The sequence below is a fragment of the Caldanaerobacter subterraneus genome (genome assembly GCF_004345675.1).
GTDB classification, from domain to species: Bacteria; Bacillota; Thermoanaerobacteria; order Thermoanaerobacterales; family Thermoanaerobacteraceae; genus Thermoanaerobacter; species Thermoanaerobacter subterraneus.
Window position 1 is genome coordinate 1 of sequence record NZ_SLWU01000017.1, and the last position, 18616, is coordinate 18616.

The 18616-nt window shown below is 38.5% G+C and carries 16 protein-coding genes and 2 riboswitches; of the genes, 4 read left to right on the forward strand and 12 right to left on the reverse strand.

Going from position 1 to position 18616, the window contains the following annotated elements:
• Window positions 1-194 precede the first annotated feature (194 nt).
• The 8 genes from EV203_RS08430 to lplA all read right to left on the reverse strand — a co-directional run bounded on the left by EV203_RS08430 (window position 195) and on the right by lplA (window position 8728).
• Window positions 195-1502 (reverse strand): acetamidase/formamidase family protein, encoded by a 1308-nt coding sequence (locus EV203_RS08430; RefSeq protein ID WP_022587439.1) that lies wholly within the window; start codon window positions 1500-1502, stop codon window positions 195-197.
• Window positions 1503-1607: 105 nt separating this feature from the next.
• Window positions 1608-2873, reverse strand: coding sequence for a PTS ascorbate transporter subunit IIC (locus EV203_RS08435; RefSeq protein ID WP_132040042.1), 1266 nt, complete (start codon window positions 2871-2873; stop codon window positions 1608-1610).
• Between the two features lie 26 nt (window positions 2874-2899).
• Entirely contained in the window at window positions 2900-3190 is a 291-nt protein-coding gene (locus tag EV203_RS08440) for a PTS sugar transporter subunit IIB (protein ID WP_132040044.1), read from the reverse strand.
• 20 nt (window positions 3191-3210) lie between these two features.
• A complete protein-coding gene (locus EV203_RS08445; protein ID WP_132040046.1) occupies window positions 3211-5286 on the reverse strand; it encodes a BglG family transcription antiterminator in 2076 nt (691 codons plus the stop codon).
• Window positions 5287-5446: 160 nt separating this feature from the next.
• The gene (locus tag EV203_RS08450) at window positions 5447-6613 is read right to left on the reverse strand and encodes a pyridoxal phosphate-dependent aminotransferase (protein ID WP_011024763.1); all 1167 of its coding nucleotides are present in this window, start codon (window positions 6611-6613) and stop codon (window positions 5447-5449) included.
• A gap of 103 nt (window positions 6614-6716) precedes the next feature.
• On the reverse strand, window positions 6717-7160 hold the full coding sequence (locus tag EV203_RS08455; protein ID WP_011024762.1) for an OsmC family protein: 444 nt from the start codon (window positions 7158-7160) through the stop codon (window positions 6717-6719).
• A gap of 63 nt (window positions 7161-7223) precedes the next feature.
• Window positions 7224-7556 (reverse strand): carboxymuconolactone decarboxylase family protein, encoded by a 333-nt coding sequence (locus EV203_RS08460; protein ID WP_043884041.1) that lies wholly within the window; start codon window positions 7554-7556, stop codon window positions 7224-7226.
• A 191-nt stretch (window positions 7557-7747) separates the two neighbouring features.
• Entirely contained in the window at window positions 7748-8728 is a 981-nt protein-coding gene (lplA, locus tag EV203_RS08465) for a lipoate--protein ligase (RefSeq protein ID WP_011024759.1), read from the reverse strand.
• 111 nt (window positions 8729-8839) lie between these two features.
• Window positions 8840-8950: riboswitch (glycine riboswitch) on the forward strand.
• A gap of 2 nt (window positions 8951-8952) precedes the next feature.
• Window positions 8953-9037, forward strand: a riboswitch (glycine riboswitch).
• Window positions 9038-9112: 75 nt separating this feature from the next.
• Between lplA and gcvT the strand changes: the two genes are divergently transcribed.
• From gcvT to gcvPB, 4 genes are read left to right on the forward strand one after another with little or no spacing between them, the layout of a single operon-like run.
• On the forward strand, window positions 9113-10219 hold the full coding sequence (gene gcvT / locus EV203_RS08470; RefSeq protein ID WP_165911597.1) for a glycine cleavage system aminomethyltransferase GcvT: 1107 nt from the start codon (window positions 9113-9115) through the stop codon (window positions 10217-10219).
• A gap of 12 nt (window positions 10220-10231) precedes the next feature.
• On the forward strand, window positions 10232-10612 hold the full coding sequence (gene gcvH / locus EV203_RS08475) for a glycine cleavage system protein GcvH (RefSeq protein ID WP_132040050.1): 381 nt from the start codon (window positions 10232-10234) through the stop codon (window positions 10610-10612).
• A gap of 5 nt (window positions 10613-10617) precedes the next feature.
• Window positions 10618-11958 (forward strand): aminomethyl-transferring glycine dehydrogenase subunit GcvPA, encoded by a 1341-nt coding sequence (gene gcvPA, locus EV203_RS08480; RefSeq protein WP_009610515.1) that lies wholly within the window; start codon window positions 10618-10620, stop codon window positions 11956-11958.
• A gap of 1 nt (window position 11959) precedes the next feature.
• Window positions 11960-13417, forward strand: coding sequence for an aminomethyl-transferring glycine dehydrogenase subunit GcvPB (gene gcvPB, locus EV203_RS08485; RefSeq protein WP_132040052.1), 1458 nt, complete (start codon window positions 11960-11962; stop codon window positions 13415-13417).
• Window positions 13418-13476: 59 nt separating this feature from the next.
• On the opposite strand, the gene EV203_RS08490 is transcribed toward gcvPB, so the two are convergent.
• The 4 genes from EV203_RS08490 to EV203_RS08505 form a co-directional block, all read right to left on the reverse strand.
• The gene (locus EV203_RS08490; RefSeq protein ID WP_011024756.1) at window positions 13477-14667 is read right to left on the reverse strand and encodes a sugar ABC transporter permease; all 1191 of its coding nucleotides are present in this window, start codon (window positions 14665-14667) and stop codon (window positions 13477-13479) included.
• A 15-nt stretch (window positions 14668-14682) separates the two neighbouring features.
• Window positions 14683-16206 (reverse strand): sugar ABC transporter ATP-binding protein, encoded by a 1524-nt coding sequence (locus EV203_RS08495; RefSeq protein WP_132040054.1) that lies wholly within the window; start codon window positions 16204-16206, stop codon window positions 14683-14685.
• A gap of 16 nt (window positions 16207-16222) precedes the next feature.
• Window positions 16223-17359, reverse strand: a complete 1137-nt coding sequence (locus EV203_RS08500; RefSeq protein WP_132040056.1) for a sugar ABC transporter substrate-binding protein — start codon at window positions 17357-17359, stop codon at window positions 16223-16225.
• A 173-nt stretch (window positions 17360-17532) separates the two neighbouring features.
• A complete protein-coding gene (locus EV203_RS08505; protein ID WP_132040058.1) occupies window positions 17533-18615 on the reverse strand; it encodes a sugar ABC transporter substrate-binding protein in 1083 nt (360 codons plus the stop codon).
• Window position 18616: the final 1 nt, after the last annotated feature.

The window sequence follows — 18616 nt, forward strand, 5'->3', positions numbered from 1 at the left end:
CATGTTGGAAGAAGGGTATTTTTTTGTCTTTTTGCCCTTTAAATGCCTCAAAAATTTTTTAATTACCCCCTTGACATTTTACCGTTTGTCTTTTTTACTTTAAAAAATTCAGAAACTCTCTAAAAAAATTATACCATGAATAAAAAATAAAACAAAAATGCCCCAAAATCTATAGGGGCAAGGAATTAAAAAAATCAATTTTCTGCTTTTGTATAATGCTTTTTTACTATATCCAATATACCCTTCTTTTCTAAAATTTCTACTGGAACCAAAAATGTAACTGTAACTACCCCTGGCAATCGCCCTATTTCAATTGAGCCTGTTATGGTAGCTCTGTTCAAAACTTCTGGTAAAGGCAATTCTAAAAATTTTGCAGCTCTTTCTAAACCATTGTTTACAGCTTCATTCAAATTTGCTCCAGTACCTATGAAAGAAAGCGGATATGATTTCTCTAACGAATCGGCTCCCCACTGGTTTGCTAATTTCTTAGCTTTTTCAAGCTCTTCTTCTGTAAAAGGACGAGCTAAATATGGCAAATCTTCAAAATTAGGTAACAATATTGGCCCCTCTATTTTCAAACCTTTTAATACTTTCACTCTAAGTGTAACTATCCCAGCAACATCAGTAGTATGGCCTGCTATCTCTCCATCCCCCTGCATCGCGTGCATATCACCCATATACACTCCAGCACCTTTTACTTTAACAGGGGCAATAACTACTGCTCCTTTTCTAACTCTATTTATATCCATATGTCCATCCGTTCTATGTCTTTCTAATTCTTCTTTAGTAATAGCATATTCATGTTCAGCGCCTATCAAAAATGTGCCAAAATCTCCTGCGTTATGAGAGTCCGGCATTTTTATAGAAGGCAATGTCCCTAACTGTCCTAAAAAAGGCCTCATTCGTGAGATTACTCCTACCAGATCATGAGGTGCCAAAGTAACTGCAGGATTTTGAGCAGAATTATGAGGTATCCTCATATATTCTCTTCCATTTGCTGCTATTTTTTCTGCAGCCTCTTTGCCTACAGTTACTCCAATATTTTCTTCTTTATCTAAGACCATAGTATAACCATGTTCAAATTTAAATGGAACTACATCTGCTCCACAATTAGCACAGCGTATAGAATCTGGCCCCACACCTTCTATAACAGTTTCTGGATATACTGTGCCACAGTTAGGACATTTAGCAGCTACAAAAGGATCGCTTATATATCTTCCTTCTATTACCTTTTCTTTACCTGAAGCTGTAGCAATTGATGTTACCTGAATATCTTCAATATATATTGCTACTACATCACCAACTTCTGCATTTTCAACAAAAACCGGCCTAGTAACTTCATGCCCTCCTTTTAGCTTAGGGGTAAGCATTGGCCCCCAACACCCCGGCGCAGTATTAGCTATAATGTATCCTCCATCCTTTACTGCTTTTATCATTTCTTTTTCAGGATCAAGAATGCCATCGGTAAACTCATCCACATATACGACATTTCTCGCTTCCATAGTCTTAACCCCTTTTTACAGTTTTAGATATCAATCCATAATATTAAATTCTATAAAAAACCAAAACTCCTGCATAAAAAAGAGAGCCTCTGCGGCTCTCACAACTTATTTGAATAGACGCCCTATCAAGCTTATTAAAATTCCTAGCCACTGGAAATCAGAATCCCCAAATGTTGTGTTTTCAAATCCAAGAGCTCCTAAGGCTGGCAATAAGAAAGCAGCACCAAAGCTTATAATAATTCCATTTACGAAGGAACCTAATACTGCACCTCTTTTTCCTCCCATCGCATTACCTATTACTCCTGCTGTACCCCCTACAAAGAAGTGGGGCACAAGTCCAGGAATTATCACTGGAAGGTTGAACACAGGCATCAACAACATAGAAACTATTCCACCTAAGAAGCTGAATATAAAACCTATAATAACAGCGTTCGGCGCGTAAGGAAATGTAACAGGGCAATCCAAAGCGGGTTTTGCTTCAGGAACTATTTTGTCAGAAATACCTTTAAAAGCCGGTACAATTTCTGCGACAATCATCCTAACACCATAAATTACTACGCCTACTCCAGCTGCAAAGGTCAACGCCTCTACTATGGAATAAACTATGAAGTTTTGACCTCCACTCAATTTAGTCTCTACATAGGTACCTCCAGCAGCAAAAGCTGCAATAAGAAATACAATTATCATCGTAACGCCAGTTGCGACTAATGACTCTCTTAAAAAGCCTAGCCCTTTAGGGAAAGAAAGATTTTCAGTACTATCTTGTGGATTCCCAAACCATTTTCCAATTGTTCCTGATACAAAATACCCTAACGTTCCAAAATGTCCTAATGCAATATCATCTGTCCCTGTAACTTTCCTCATGTATGGATGAATCCACGCAGGCATTAATACTTGCATTAGCCCTAAGATAATTGACCCTACAACTACTAACCACACACCACTCAATCCAGCTGTACCTAATGTAGCAGAGATTAGGCACGCCATATAAAAGCTATGATGCCCAGTAAGCCATATGAACTTGAGAGGAGTAAACCGCGCTAATAATATATTAACCAAAAATCCAAAAACCATGATTAGAGCTGTCTCTTTCCCTAAAGTTTTTTGAGCTATAGCAACTATAGCTTCATTGTTAGGTACTACTCCCTTTATTCCAAAACCTACCTCTAACATTGGTCCTAATGCATTAAGCGACCCTATCAATGTAACAGCACCAGCTACTAAAATTAAGAATCCCAGAACAGTTTTTATACTGCCAGTTATTACTTCTGAGAAAGTTTTCTTTTGCACTATTAAACCTATGAATGCTACAATTCCTACCAGAATGGCAGGTACACTTAAGATATCTTGAAGAAACTTAAGAAAAGCCATTCTCTTTTTACCTCCTTTCTAACTTTTTAAATATTTAAAGCTTTATTTATAGCTTCTTTAATTTCTTGCACATTAACATAATTTTTTACCACTGCTATTTTGGGTTTTATTCCCTCCAATTGTTGAGCTAGTTCATTAGAAGTTATTACTATATCCACATCACTTCCTGCTCCTTTTGCTGTGGTTATATCTGTAGTAATAACTTCCGCATCCAAGTTTAACTCTTTTACTGCTTTTTCTATGCTCATTTTCAATACTAAAGAACTTCCTAAACCCATACCACAAACCGCCATTATCTTTAATTTTTTCCCATCCATTTTATAAACACCTCATCTCTTCAACTTATTTGGTTGATCAATTCTACCACTTCTTCTTCGCTTTTTGCATCCATAATCTTTTTTAACAATTCATTATTCGCCAAAACTTCTACTAACTGTCGCAATGCTTCTAAATGCTGTGTATTATCTACAGCAGCAAATGAAACCACTATTTTAACTGGATCATTGTCCTTATTCCCAAAATTTATTGGGTTTTTTAATGTAATTAAACTCATACCTACTTTTTTTACACCAGCATTCGGCCTTGCATGTGGCATTGCCACACCAGGAGCAATAACTATATAAAGGCCCATATCTTTTACCGTCTCTATCATTGCCTCAATGTACCTAGACTCTACAACACCGCTTTTCTCTAGCAACTCACCTCCTATCCTTACAGCTTCTTCCCAATCTTTTGCCTCAACATTTAGCTTTATGGTATCTTTTGTCAAAAGGTCCTTCAACACTGGATGAACAACTCCTCTCCTATTTTCATATGATGCTATGTTGAAAAAAATTAGTAAATCTTCTAGCAATTTTTCGCGATCTTTTATTACGCAATGCCTATTTATGATTTCCATAAGCTCGTCTACCACATCCAAGCGCTTATCTTGAGGCTTAGCGAGGAATTTACTCAATTTTTCTATATCCCTATCCGTGAGAAGAGGATTGACCTCGACTACTTTTACTTCATCACATTTGAGCGGAATAGTAGACACTATCAAGTCTATTTTTTTATCCTTTAAAACCTCTTTAATCTGGTGAAAAGCGATAGTGTCAATTATGTGTACATCAAAAACAGATTGCAATCTGGAAGAAAGGAGTTTTGCTGTCCCTATTCCTGTGCTACATACAACTAATACATTGGGCTTAATAGAAATAGCGGTCTTTTTTCTTTCTATTGCTGCACCAAAATGTATGACAAAATAACCTATTTCTTCTTCATTCAAGTTCCTGCCTGTGTACTCTTCAATAGGCTTTAAGCTCTCCCTAACTATTTCAAAAAGTTCTCTGTAATTAGTTTTAATTTCATCTAGAATGGGATTTTTTAATTTTAAATCGTGCTTCAAGCGGTATATCGTGGGTCTCAAATGATCTAGTAAACCTTCAAAAAGTTGCTGATCTTCTAAAAGGTTTTCTTTTATCCTTTCACTAACATTTCGTATGATTTTTTCTGTAAGAAGCTGATATTCAATCCAGTTTTCATTGAGGTAAGTTTTAGGCTTAGCTACATTGCTTCCTAATAAATGGATAGTGATGTATCCAATTTCATCTACAGGTATTGATACATTAAAGCGGTCTTCTAACATCTTAGCTATATTTGATGCAACAGCGAATTCCTTAGTCATTTCTAAAGCTTTTAATTCCTCTTTTGGCATTACTATATCCTTGCCCAGTTGAATTCTCTTTATTGCAATCGCTATGTGAATCACAAGTCCAGAAAAAGCCGCATCGGAAAAAATTGTCTCCAGCTCTCTTTCTGCTATCTGCACACATTGCTCTATATACGGTATGTCTATATCCTCAAAAAGCTTTGCAATCTGACCACTGCCGCCCAAACTTCGCCCATAGAAAGGTGCCTTTACAATATCCAATGCTTTGTCAATATCTATTGCTTCTGTAAGAAGTTCAATAGCAGCTCTTCTTAACTGCTTTTCATCTCCAACGACTTTTACACCGTATTTGGGTAAAGCTTTAAGGTAAAGCCCTCTTTCCTCTAACCATTCTTTTACTTTTTTTAAATCGCTTATGACTGTGCTTCTTGAAACCATAAGCTTTTCAGCTAAAGTGTTTATTGTGATGTAGTCTCTCTGTTGGATAAGCTCGCTTAATATTACATTTACTCTTTCTTTTTGGGATAAGTTGTAATAATAAGGAGAAAGAGTGTCTAAGAAGGATAAGGCTTTGTTTCTATGTTCTAATAGTTCAGAAAATTTCACGCCTACATTCGGTTTTCTAATTAATTGTGGCAAATTATTATACTTTAAAAACTCATCAATAGCATCGAGGTCATACCTTATAGTTCTAGAGCTTACATTGAATAATTTTGCAAGCTCAGAAATTTTTATTGGCTCGTTTGAATTGATAAGTTTCATCAAAATTTGTTTACTTCTGTCATTGAGAGTGATAATTATCACCTCTTTTTAAGTAAATTATATTATACTTCTATGATAATGAAAAGCTTAACATTTTTCAATAGAATTGTGGCAAAAGTAAACTATTATTTTGCCAAAAAAATAAAGGAGTCACCCCCTTTTAAAGTTTTGCCATAAATTCTTTCATCCTCTTTACCGCTTCTTCTAAGTTTTCCATTGATGTGGCATAGGCCAGCCGCACATACCCTTCTCCATGTTCCCCAAAGGCATTGCCCGGCACAACTGCAACTTTCGCCTCATAAAGAAGCCTTTTTGCAAATTCCATTGATGTAAGCCCTGTAGTTTTTATCGATGGGAATATATAAAATGCCCCTTTAGGCTCAAAACAGGAAAGCCCCATCTCCCTTACGCTTTCAAGTAAGAACTTTCTCCTCTTGTCATATTCTTCTCTCATTTTTATTATATCCTCATCCCCATTTCTCATAGCCTCAATTCCCGCATACTGACACATTGTAGCCGCAGCTGTAACAGCGTATTGATGAAGTTTAGCTATATGTTTGGTAAAATGCTCAGGAGCAGCTATATACCCGAGACGCCATCCCGTCATAGCGTAGGATTTTGAAAATCCGTTAATGGTAATAGTTCTTTCCCACATGCCAGGCAGGGAGGCAAAACTTGTATGCTTAAATCCACCGTATACCAATTCGGAGTAAATCTCATCTGTTACTACAATAAGGTCATGTTTTTCTACTACTTTGGCTATCTCCTCTAAAGCCTCTTTTGGCATTACTGCTCCTGTAGGATTGTTTGGATAGGGTAATATCAAGACTTTTGACCTTTCGGTTATATATTTTTCCAGCACATCTGCTCTTAATATAAAGTCGTCTTCTTCATAAGTAGGAACAAAAACTGATTTTGCTCCAGCTATAACAGTGCAGGGATGATAAGCTACAAAAGAGGGTTCTGGTATTAGCACTTCGTCCCCTTCTTCTGCCAAGGTGCTTAAAGTTACATATATTGCTTCTGTAGCCCCTATTGTAACTAAAATTTCTTTTTCAGGGTCATAATATAGGCTATACCTTCTTTTTAGATAATCTGCAATTTCTCTTCTAAGCTCAATGAGTCCTGCGTTCACAGTGTACCCTGTCATGCCCTCATCTAAAGCCTTTTTTGCCGCATTTCTTATGTGCTCTGGTGTTATAAAATCTGGCTCTCCAATGGCAAGAGAAATCGCCCCTTCAACTTCTCTAGCCATGTTAAAAAAATACCTAATTGTGGATATTTCTATGGCCTTTGCTCTTTTGGCAATCCTGTCTTCAAAGTTCATTTCTAATCCCCCTGTCTTATAAAAATTTCTACTATTATACTTCTACAAAAATACTAAAAATCCTTTAAAAATAAAAAAATTACCCGCCAAGAAGGCAGGTTTTTTACTCAATTACTACATCAGATAATACAAGCCTCACGGGATTTGCGAGAGAATCACCTACTGGGCAGGTATTTTCAATAAATTTAACAAACTCTTCTATTTTCTCTTTTGGCGAGTTAGATTTTATGTGCATCTTAAACCTTATCTCTTGAAAACCAGGTCTTACACCAGGTTTCCCCATAAATCCATCTGTGTCAAGGTCACCTTCTAATTCCACCCAGAAATCTTGCAGGTCTATTCCTTTTGCTTTTGCAAAAGCTGAAGCAACAATTGTTTGACAAGAACCCAAAGCGCAGAGCAATGCTTCCACAGGATTCATCCCTTTATTTGTACCGCCTAATTCTTTTGGCTCATCTAGCACTATTTTGAAACCTCTTACCTCACTTTCAACCGCTAAACCTTCTGGCAACTTTCGTGAAACTGCTTTAAATGTTTCAATTGCCATTTAAGACTCCTCCTTTTTACATTTATCGCATTTTTATCATTTTAGACGGCTTTTTAATGGATTTTACTTTACAGCCTGTTCTAAAACCTTTATAGCCTCAGTCGCATATGCCACACCAGGTCCTCCACTCATAAGCACTGCTACTCCCAGTGTCTCCATTATTTCTTCTTTTGTAGCACCTGCCTGAAGTGCAGAATTCACATGAGCAAGTATGCAGTAAGAGCACCTAATTGCAACAGCAATTCCAAGCGCAATAAGTTCCTTTTCTTTGGTAGACAACGCTCCATTTTTTGTAGCGGCATGGTGTAGTTGATTAAAAGCTCTCATGACTTCAGGAATTTCTTTTCCCATCTCCCCCATTATTCTTTCTAAATCCTTCACATCAAGGTTTGCCATAAAAACACCTCCATTTTTAGTTTTTCTCATCTAAACAAACATCATACAGTTTTTTCCTTCCCTTCCCTTACGGGAGGGGGTAAAATTTTGATAAAATAAAAACGATAATTGTTTGACAATTTTCTTTTGATTATATTTTATCACTCTTACGTTAAAAATTCAACAAGCTCAGGTAAAAAAAGAAAAAATTTTTAAAACATCACCTCAATCAAATTATCAATAGTTATATTTGCCATATAATCTTGAAGATTTATCTTTGAAAGAGCCTTCCTCACCTCTTCCTCAGAGTGCTTTACCCCTTTTAATAAATCCTCCACTTCAGAAATGTCGTACTTCCCAAAGAAATCTCCGTATATTTTTACATCTTTTATTATACCCTTTTCTACATTTAGATTGACTTCTACAGTACCGCCGGGGAATTTTTTCTCATGCTTCATTTTATAGTCGGGAGAAGACCCGAAATTCCACTCCCAAGTGCCGTATTTCTCTTCTACTAATTTGTTTATCTTTTTTAAATCCTCTTCTGTAAATTCGTACATCTCTCCTCCGCCAGTTTGCTCCTTTATGTGTTCCATTATTAAATTTATAAATTCCTCTATAGTGATAGGCTCTTTTAAATATTCGCTTATATTCGCCACTCTTTTGGATACAGACTTAACTCCCTTATCTTCAAACTTAACAGGCCTCACCTTTAAAGCAGCTGACAGGTCTGTAATATTTGATGAAAAGAGCAAAGTTCCGTGGTGCAGAATCCTATTCTTGTAATAATACTGGGCATTTCCAGATATCTTTTTCCCATCAATGGTTATATCATTTCTGCCGGAAAACTCTGCTTCCACTCCTAATTTTCTAAGAACGTCTATAATAGGCTGTGCAAACCTTTTAAAATCTGTAAATCCACCCTCATCTGCATTTACAATAAACGTAAAGTTTAAGTTGCCTAAGTCGTGAAAAACCGCCCCTCCCCCTGATAGCCTTCTGACAACGGGAATTTTGTGTTCTCTTACATAGTCCAAATTTATCTCTGCCAGAGTATTTTGATTTTTGCCAACTATTATGCTGGGTTCATTGCGCCAGAGCATAAAGCATTCGTCTTTGAATTCCTTTAAAACGTATTCTTCAGCTGCCAAGTTGAAATAGGGATTTGTGTTTTTGTTATAAATATACAGCATACACTCCACCCCTCGTCTCAATTTTAACGATTGTTGACTTAAAGTCTATGGATAATATATAATGATGGTAAAAGTATAGCATAATTTTAAAAAAAATTGAATACTGTCTAGATGAAGATAGCGAGAGATTATCTTCCATAAATGGAAGATAGCCGAAGGGGAAATACAAAGGCCCGCCAAGCCTTTGTAGAAGCTCTCAGGCGGCAGGATCGCTATCGGATAGGCCTCTGGAAAGTCTCGTAAAGAGCACCGAAGGAGCAATACATATGGAAGGCCATATGTAGAAGCTTTCAGGTAGAAAAACAGAGGAGTTGTGATGGCACTTAATCTTTTCGTGCTCACTCACAGCTCCTCTGTTTAAATTTTATGAAAGGGTGTGATAGTTTGGATAATCTCAAAAAAACCCCATTGTATGAAATTTATCCTAAGTACAATGCAAAAATAATAGACTTTGCCGGCTGGGCAATGCCAGTTCAATTCGAAAGCATAATATCAGAACACGAAGCTGTCAGAAATGCAGCAGGTCTTTTCGACGTATCCCACATGGGAGAAATAATTGTAAAAGGAAAAGATGCGTTTCCTTTCCTCCAAAACCTCCTCACAAATGACCTTTCCAAGTTAAATGACAATCAGGTGCTTTACACTTTCATGTGCAATCACAACGGAGGAGCAATTGACGACCTTCTAGTTTACAAGTATTCCAACAACTACTATCTTTTAGTAGTTAATGCAGCAAATATAGAAAAGGATTACAAATGGATGCTGAATAATGCAGGAATATACAAAGTGGAAATTGAAAATGTGTCAGATAAGATAGCAGAACTAGCAATTCAAGGTCCAAAAGCAGAAGAAATCCTTCAAAAACTGACTGATGAGGACCTATCTCAGATCAAGTTCTTCTACTTCAAAGATAAAGTAAAAATTGCTGGTGTAGAATGCTTAGTTTCTCGCACAGGTTACACTGGTGAAGACGGATTTGAAATTTATATGCCGAATGAACATGCTGTCACCCTGTGGGAGAAAATTTTAGAGGCAGGCAAAGATTACGGCCTCAAGCCGGCAGGTCTTGGCGCAAGAGATACACTTCGCTTTGAAGCAGGTTTACCCCTTTACGGAAATGAATTAGGAGAGGACATAACTCCTTTAGAAGCAGGTTTAGGATTTTTTGTGAAGTTTGACAAAGGAAATTTTATTGGAAAAGACGCTCTTTTAAAACAGAAGGAACAAGGATTAAAGAGAAAACTGGTAGGATTTGAAATGATAGACAACGGAATTCCAAGACACGGGTATGAAGTACATGCTGATAATCAAAAAATTGGCTATGTGACTACGGGTTATTTCTCTCCAACTCTTAAAAAGAACATAGGACTCGCTTTGATTGACTCAAAATATGCCCAAATAGGAAATCAAATTGAGGTAATAATAAGAAATAAGCCGCTTAAAGCGGTGATAGTGGATAAGAATTTCTACAAGAAAAATTACAAAAAATAGGAGGGTTTGAACATGAAAGTTTTAGAAGGCCTTTATTATTCAAAAGACCATGAGTGGGTAAAAGTAGAGGGAGACAAGGTATACATAGGAATCACAGACTATGCTCAGCATTCACTGGGAAACATCGTTTACGTTGAACTTCCGGAGGTAGGATCTGAACTTTCTGCTGGAGATGTACTTGGAGTAGTAGAATCTGTAAAAGCTGCTTCAGACGTGTACACTCCAGTAGACATAAAAGTGTTGGAAGTAAACAATTCTCTGGTGGAAGACCCATCCCTTATAAACAATGACCCATATGGAAGCTGGATGGTGATAGCAGAGCTTAAAGACAAATCTCAGTTAGATAAACTAATGAAGGCCGATGAGTACAGAAAATTCTTAGAGGAGGAGTGATAGTTATGTTTCCGTATCTCCCCATCTCCTCCGAAGATGAAAAGGAAATGCTAAAAACCATAGGAAAAAACTCTATTGAAGAATTATTTGAAGTCATCCCAAAAGAGGTTAGGCTAAATCGCCCCTTAAATTTGGGAAAACCCATGTCAGAGCTGGAGGTTAGAAAGCGCTTAGGAAGTTATGCAGATGAGAATAAAAATTTAAGCCAGCTTGTGAGCTTTTTAGGCGCAGGAGTGTATGACCACTACATCCCTTCTGTTGTAAAACACATAATCTCAAGGTCAGAATTCTACACGGCTTACACCCCATACCAGCCAGAAATAAGCCAGGGAACACTTCAAGCCATTTTTGAATACCAGACGATGATAACAAACCTCACGGGAATGGAAGTCACCAACGCTTCCATGTACGATGGAGCAAGCGCCTGTGCAGAGGCTGCAATGATGGCCTGTGACGCTACAAAAAGGAAATCTATAATAGTGTCAAAGACTGTAAATCCAGAGACAAGAAAGGTTTTAAAAACCTATATGCATTTTAAAGAAGTGGAAGTAGTAGAAATAGAAGATGCGGATGGAGTAACTGACATTGAAAAATTAAAAGAAGTGATTGGCCCAAACACCGCAGCAGTCATAGTACAGTACCCCAACTTCTTTGGGATAATTGAAAACTTGCAGGAGATTGAAAAAATAACCCACGAACAAAAGGCCATGCTCATCACCTATGTACATCCAATACCTCTGGGAATTTTAAAATCACCTGGAGAAATCGGTGCAGACATAGCAGTAGGAGACGGTCAATCCCTTGGAAATGGACTCCATTACGGAGGACCGTACTTGGGATTTCTGGCAACTACTCAGAAGCTTCTTCGCAGAATGCCTGGAAGAATAGTAGGTCAGACAAAAGATGTAGACGGGAAAAGAGGATTTGTCCTCACCCTACAAGCAAGAGAACAGCATATAAGAAGGGAGAAGGCAACTTCTAACATATGCTCTAACCATTCTCTAAATGCTTTAACTGCTGCAGTATATCTCGCTACAATAGGCAAAAAAGGGATTAAGGAAGTAGCTTACCAGTGCTTGCAAAAAGCTCATTATGCTTATACAGTGCTCACTGAGTCAGGCAAGTATAAACCAGCTTTTAACAAACCTTTCTTCATGGAATTTGCTCTTAAAACAGACAAAGATGTAGCCGAAATAAACAAAAAGCTTTTAGAAGAAGGGATACTGGGCGGTTACGACCTCCAGAGAGATTACGAAAAGTACAAAAATGTCATGTTGCTTGCATTTACTGAAAAGAGGACAAAAGAAGAAATTGATAGGTTAAAATCTCTCCTGGAGGTGATGTAGGATGTTAAAAGAGTATGAAAGCCTCATATTTGAACTTTCAAAAGAGGGAAAAAAGGCTTATACTCTTCCACCCCTTGATGTGGAAGAAAAGCCTTTAGAAGATATGCTCCCTAAGGAAATGCTCAGAGAAAAAGAAGTGGATTTACCCGAAGTGAGCGAAGTTGACGTAATAAGGCATTACACTCTTCTATCCCAGAAAAACTATGGTGTAGATATCGGATTTTACCCATTAGGCTCCTGTACTATGAAATACAATCCCAAGATTAATGAAGACATGGCTTCTCTTCCCGGCTTTACAGAACTTCACCCGTATCAGCCGGAAGAAACCGTGCAAGGCGCATTAAAGCTCATGTACGAGCTAGAAAAGGCTCTTTGCGAAATCACAGGTATGGATAGATTTTCACTGCATCCTGCAGCAGGAGCCCACGGCGAACTCACAGGTTTGATGATAATAAAAGCATATCACGAGCACAGGAATGATAAAAAGCGCAAAAAAATAATAGTACCAGATTCTGCTCACGGTACAAATCCAGCCAGTGCAGCAGTTGCTGGCTTTGATGTGATTGAAATAAAGTCAAATAAAGAAGGGGCCATAGACCTAGAAGCATTAAAAGCGGTTTTAAATGATGAAGTAGCTGGCCTCATGCTCACAAACCCAAGCACGCTAGGCCTCTTTGAGGAAAACATTGTGGAAATAGCAAGACTCGTGCATGAAGCAGGCGGACTCCTTTATTACGATGGTGCTAACCTAAATGCAATAATGGGAATAAGCCGTCCTGGAGATATGGGATTTGACGTAGTGCATCTAAACCTCCATAAAACTTTCTCAACTCCTCATGGAGGTGGCGGTCCTGGTTCCGGCCCTGTAGGAGTCAAAAAAGAATTGGCAGATTTCTTACCTGTCCCAACTGTAGAAGAAAAAGATGGCAGATACTTCCTCGACTACGATAGACCACTTTCAATAGGAAAAGTGAGAAGCTTCTACGGCAACTTCAATGTGATGATAAAGGCATACTCTTACATCCTCACAATGGGAGCTGAGGGATTAAAGAGGGCAAGTGAACTGGCAGTATTAAATGCCAATTACTTAAAAGAAAAACTAAAAGGGTATTACAAAGTGGCAGTAGATAAGACTTGCATGCACGAATTTGTACTGGCAGGACTCGCCGAAAAATCAGGTGATGTGAGGACACTCGATGTGGCAAAAAGGCTCATAGACTACGGCTTCCATCCGCCAACCATATACTTCCCTCTGATCGTGGAAGAAGCTCTCATGATAGAGCCTACAGAAACAGAAACTAAAGAGACGCTGGACGCTTTCGCAGAAACGCTTATAAAAATAGCTAAAGAGGCAAAGGAAAATCCAGAGCTTTTGAAAGAGGCTCCTCATAACACTCCTGTAAGAAGGCTTGATGAAGTGCTGGCTGCTAGAAATCCTGTCATCAGGTGGACAAAATAAAGGAGGACCATCGAGAGAAGCTGGGGGATATAAAAAAGCGGGGTTTTTGCCCCCGCTTTTTATCTTCCTCTGCTTCTAGTTGCCACATCGAATATCACAGCTGTAGCTAAAACCAGCCCTAAAATTATATACTGAAGTGAAATATCGACTCCCAGCAAGTTCATGCCGTTTGTCAAGGTACTCATCACAAAAGCTCCAATGAGAGAATTTACAACTTTACCCACACCGCCGCTTGCTGACACTCCTCCTATGAAGGCACCAGCAATAGCGTAAAGCTCAAACAAGGTACCGGCAGTAGTCGTAGCAGATTGAAGTCTGGATGCAAAAAGTACTCCAGAAAGCCCTGAGAGAAATCCCATGGAGGCAAATACAATGAGAGTTATCTTATTAACGTCTATACCACTTAACGCAGCTGCTTCAGGGTTTCCCCCTACAGCGTATATATGCCTTCCTAATACCGTTCTATTTGTTATAAAACTGTATACTGCTGTTACAATCAAAACTATTACAAATGTCCAGGAAATACCTCTGTAGCGAGCCAAAGTAAAGGTCAAATACAACAACAGCCCACTTATAAATACCATTTTTAAAAGGAACATATCCCATGGCAGTACATCAAATCCCCTTCTTGCTTGCTCATTTCTGTTCTTAAGCGAAAAATATACAATTAACACTACTCCTATTATGCCTATCAAAAGGGTGAGTTTGTGATAACCTGGCATGAAATTCTTCAAAAAAGGCAAATCTGGTATGAAGTCATTTCCTATAGCATTAAAGGTCTTATTTGTTATTATTATGGTACCAGGCCCTTTTGTAGCAAGAAGAAGTGCTCCTCTATAAGCAAGCCATCCTGCTAGTGTTGCCACAAAAGCAGGAATTCTAAGATAAGCTACCAATGACCCGTTTAAAAGCCCTGCTAAAGTACCCAATATCAGGACTATGAGTATAGCAGTAAAAGCTGAAAAATGGTGAAACTGCATCAGAATGGCGGCAATTGCCCCTAAAAATCCTGACAAAAACCCTACAGAAAGGTCTATATGACGTATGACTATTATCAAGGTCTCCCCAATTGACAAAACCGCAATATAACCTGTCTGATCCACCAAGTTGCTTATATTAACGGGCAGGAGAAAATCGCCGCCAGAGAGAATTGCAAAAACTATCATTATAACCAATAAAGCAATAAACATTGCATAGTCTCTGACATTTTCCCTTAAAAACTCTTTTAAATGCCCATAAAAAGATCTCATCGCGGTTAACCTCCTTCAGATGACTGCGTAGGCCATTACTTTTTCCTGATTTGCTTCGTCTCCTTTGAGCTCTCCTGTTATCCTTCCTTTGCTCATGACGTATATCCTATCGCTCAACCCCAATATCTCTGGCAGCTCCGAAGAAATAAGTAAGATTGCCTTTCCTTCCATAGCCAGTTGCCTTATCAAAGTGTATATTTCATACTTTGCACCAACATCAACGCCTCTAGTAGGTTCATCCAGTATTATCACCTCAGGCTCAACAAAAAGCCCTTTGGCCACTAAAACCTTCTGCTGATTCCCACCGCTTAGCGTAGACACCTTCACCTCTACATGCCTAGCCTTTATTCCCAATTTTTTTTGGAAATTCTGTGCAACAGCTATTTCCTCCAGCTCATCTATAACCATCTGCTTCGTCAAAGTCTTTAAGTTTGAAAGCGTAATGTTTTCTTTGACCGTGTTTATGAGAATCAGCCCTTTTTGTTTTCTGTCCTCTGTGAGGTATAGCAATTTATACCTTATAGCATCTGCTGGTTTTCTGAAATGAACCCTTTGGCCGTTTAAAAATATCTCTCCCTGCACAAAATACCTGTAAAGATTGCCAAAAAGGCTAAGCCCCAGTTCTGTACGACCTGCCCCTACTAAACCAAACAGCCCAACTATTTCTCCTTTTCTAACCTTTAAATTAACATCCTTCACAAGATACCGCCCTGTCTTTGGGTCGACAACACTCCAGTTTTTTACTTCCATTACAACCTCATCAGAAGGCTTAGAGAGGGGAGGAGGGTACAGGTTTGTTATCTCCCTCCCCACCATGTGCTTTATTATTTTTTGCTCGTCTACTTCTTCTTTTTTACAGTCAAAATAAGCTACAGTCCTTCCGTCTCTTAATACCGTTATAGAATCCGCAACTTTTAATACTTCCTTTAACCTATGGCTTATGAGTATTATCGTCACTCCCTGCTCTTTAAGTTCTTTCAAGAGAGAGAGGAGGTTTTCACTTTCTGTTTCACTGAGGGCAGAAGTAGGTTCATCCAATATGAGGACTTTTGGATTTTTGGAAAGAGCTTTTGCTATCTCTACCAGCTGCTGCATGCTGACACTCAAATCCTTAGCTTTTGCTGTTGGGCTGATTTCTTCTCCTTTGACTTTTTTAAGCAATTCCTTTGCTCTAGCTATTTCTTCCATCACATCGACTACTGCGCCCTTTTTAATTTCGTTTCCTAGAAATATGTTCTCATACACTGTCATCTCTGGAACAAGAGATAATTCCTGATGAATTATAGCGATTCCAGCCCTTTCACTGTCTTTTATGCTGAAAAATCTCACAGGGTTACCCTCTATGAGGATTTCTCCTTCATATTCGCCATAAGGGTAGACCCCGCTTAAAATCTTCATCAGGGTACTTTTGCCTGCTCCGTTTTCTCCTACCAAGCAGTGAATCTCACCTGGGTATACTTTAAAATTTACATTGAATAGCACCTGGACACCGGAAAAACTTTTATTGACGTTTACAAGCTCTATAAGCGGGGCACCCATTTTTACACCTCCTCAATTATTTAGGCCACTTAAAGTCGCTCTCTTTATAGTAGCCAGAGTCTATGAGAACCTGCTTTACATTGTTCTTATCCACCACTTGGACAGGTGACGGCTTAGATGGAACATCCTTTACTCCGTTGTTGTAAGTCTTCGTAGACTCAGGTGTGCCGCCTTTGAGGTAAGTGAGAGCCACATTTATAGCGTCTTTAACCAGTATTCTCACATCTTTGAAAACAGTCATAGACTGTTTTCCATCGATTATATACTGGATAGAAGGCTTTTCTGCGTCCTGCCCTGTAATCACATAGCTCTTGATGTCGGGATCTGCTGCGAAAGTATCTGCGATAGACCTAGCAGTTCCGTCATTCGGAGCAAGGATGAATACATTTCCTTTGAGATCTTTAGGTGCTTTTGCCAAATTAGCTTGAGCCAAGTTCTTTGCCGTATTGAAATCCCAGTTTGTTGTAATTTGACCTATTATATCTGCCATTTCCTGACGAGTCAAATCTTTTTTATCTTTGAGAGCATTTGCCTTGTCAGAATTTGCAATCACAAAAGTGCCATCGGCAATCTTAGGCTGCAAAACTTCCCATGCACCCTGGAAGAACAAGAAGGAGTTGTTGTCAGATAAAGCTCCTGCATAAAGGTAAAGTGGATTCCCTTTGCCAGTCGCATGGTCCACCAGATATTGTCCCTGTTGCTGCCCTACCTGAACGCTGTCAAAAGTGACATAATAGTCTACAGCATCGGTATTAAGTATCAAGCGGTCATAAGAAATCACTTTTACTCCAGCCTTTTTAGCTGCTTCTGCTGATGCTGCAGCAGCATTAGCATCGTGTGGGCACAGAATGAGAACTTTAATGCCCTTGCTCAAAAGCGTCTCTACATTTGCCTTTTCTTTAGCAGGGTCTCCCTGGCTGAAAAGTATCTCTGCAGCATACGGAGTGTCTTTTAGAGCATCTTGGAATCTAGTTTCATCCTGAATCCATCTCGGCTCGTCTTTTGTAGGCAATACTATCCCAATCGCTAATTGCTTTCCTGAAGAGCTAGAGCTAGACGCAGGTTGCTTTGAAGAGGAACACCCTCCTAAAAATGCACTGACTACAAGTAGTAGGGCTGTTAAAACCAGAAAAATTTTACCTTTCCTAGACATCCTTACACCCTCTCCTTTTTAAGTTTTACTGCATTTATATAATTCTATTTCTTCTTTAAAATCACCTCTGAAAGTTTTTTTGTTATCCTTTACTTTTTTATTTTTCTTGCTCTTCCGCTTTTACCTTAGCTGTAATTTTTTAAGACAAAAAAATACAGGCTTTACGCCTGGAATTACCTAGAAACACTTATATTTCTGTACACCTGATCTTTTGTATGAAAGCCATCTTTTATTACAGTGTCATCAAGATTTGACCTGTCAACTGGAATAGGTTCAATGACATAATAAGGAACGTAATACTTGCCGTCATATATGGTATTTTTGACATCCAGCTTTTCTCCTCTGGCAAGCTTCATTGTCATTTTAGCTGTAGCATCTGCTAATTTGTCAATTGGCTTGTACACAGTCATAGCTTGTGTCCCTTCAACTATTCTCTGACATGCTGCAAGGTCCGCATCTTGTCCAACTACTGGGATTTTACCCGCCAGCCTGTGTAAAGCTAAAGCTTCTATAATCCCACCTGCCAGCGCATCATCCCCTGCAATAATAGCATCTACTTTTATCCCCTTCTGCAGCACTTCATCTGTCACATTAAAAGCATACTCTGCCATCCAGTTAGGCGCCCAATCCTCTTTCACAATTTTTATGTCTCCCCTATCTATAAAGGGTTTTAATACGCTGTCATAACCTTCTTTTATCATCTTTGTATTATTGTCCGTAGTAGCCCCATTTACAATAAGGTAATTACCCTTAGGAACTCTTTTCACTAAATACTCTGCCATAAACTTCCCCACTTTTACATTGTCAAAGGAAATATAAAGGTCCACATTAGACCTTGTAACCAGTCGATCGTAAGATATAACCTTTACTCCTTCTTTCTGAGCTAGGGATACAGCATATGAAGCTTTCTCCAGGTCATTTGGAACAATTATTAAAACGTCAATCTTTTGCTCCAAAAGGTATTTTACTTGTTTTAGCTGGTCTTCATCATCATTATTGGCATTTTGAACCAGTACCTCTGCTCCAAGTTCTTTTAACTTAGCCATTACAATATCCCTGTCTTTAACCCATCTTTCCTCTTTTAAAGTACCCAAAGAAAAGCCTATTTTTACTTTTTTGCTTTTATCCTCTTCTCTATATAAATTTTTCGCACTGTGGTAGGCAACTACTTGTTTGACAGTTAAAAATCCCAGAAATACCGCTATAATCGTTAAAATCACTGCTATTACTAACTTCACCATTTCCCCCACTTTCATT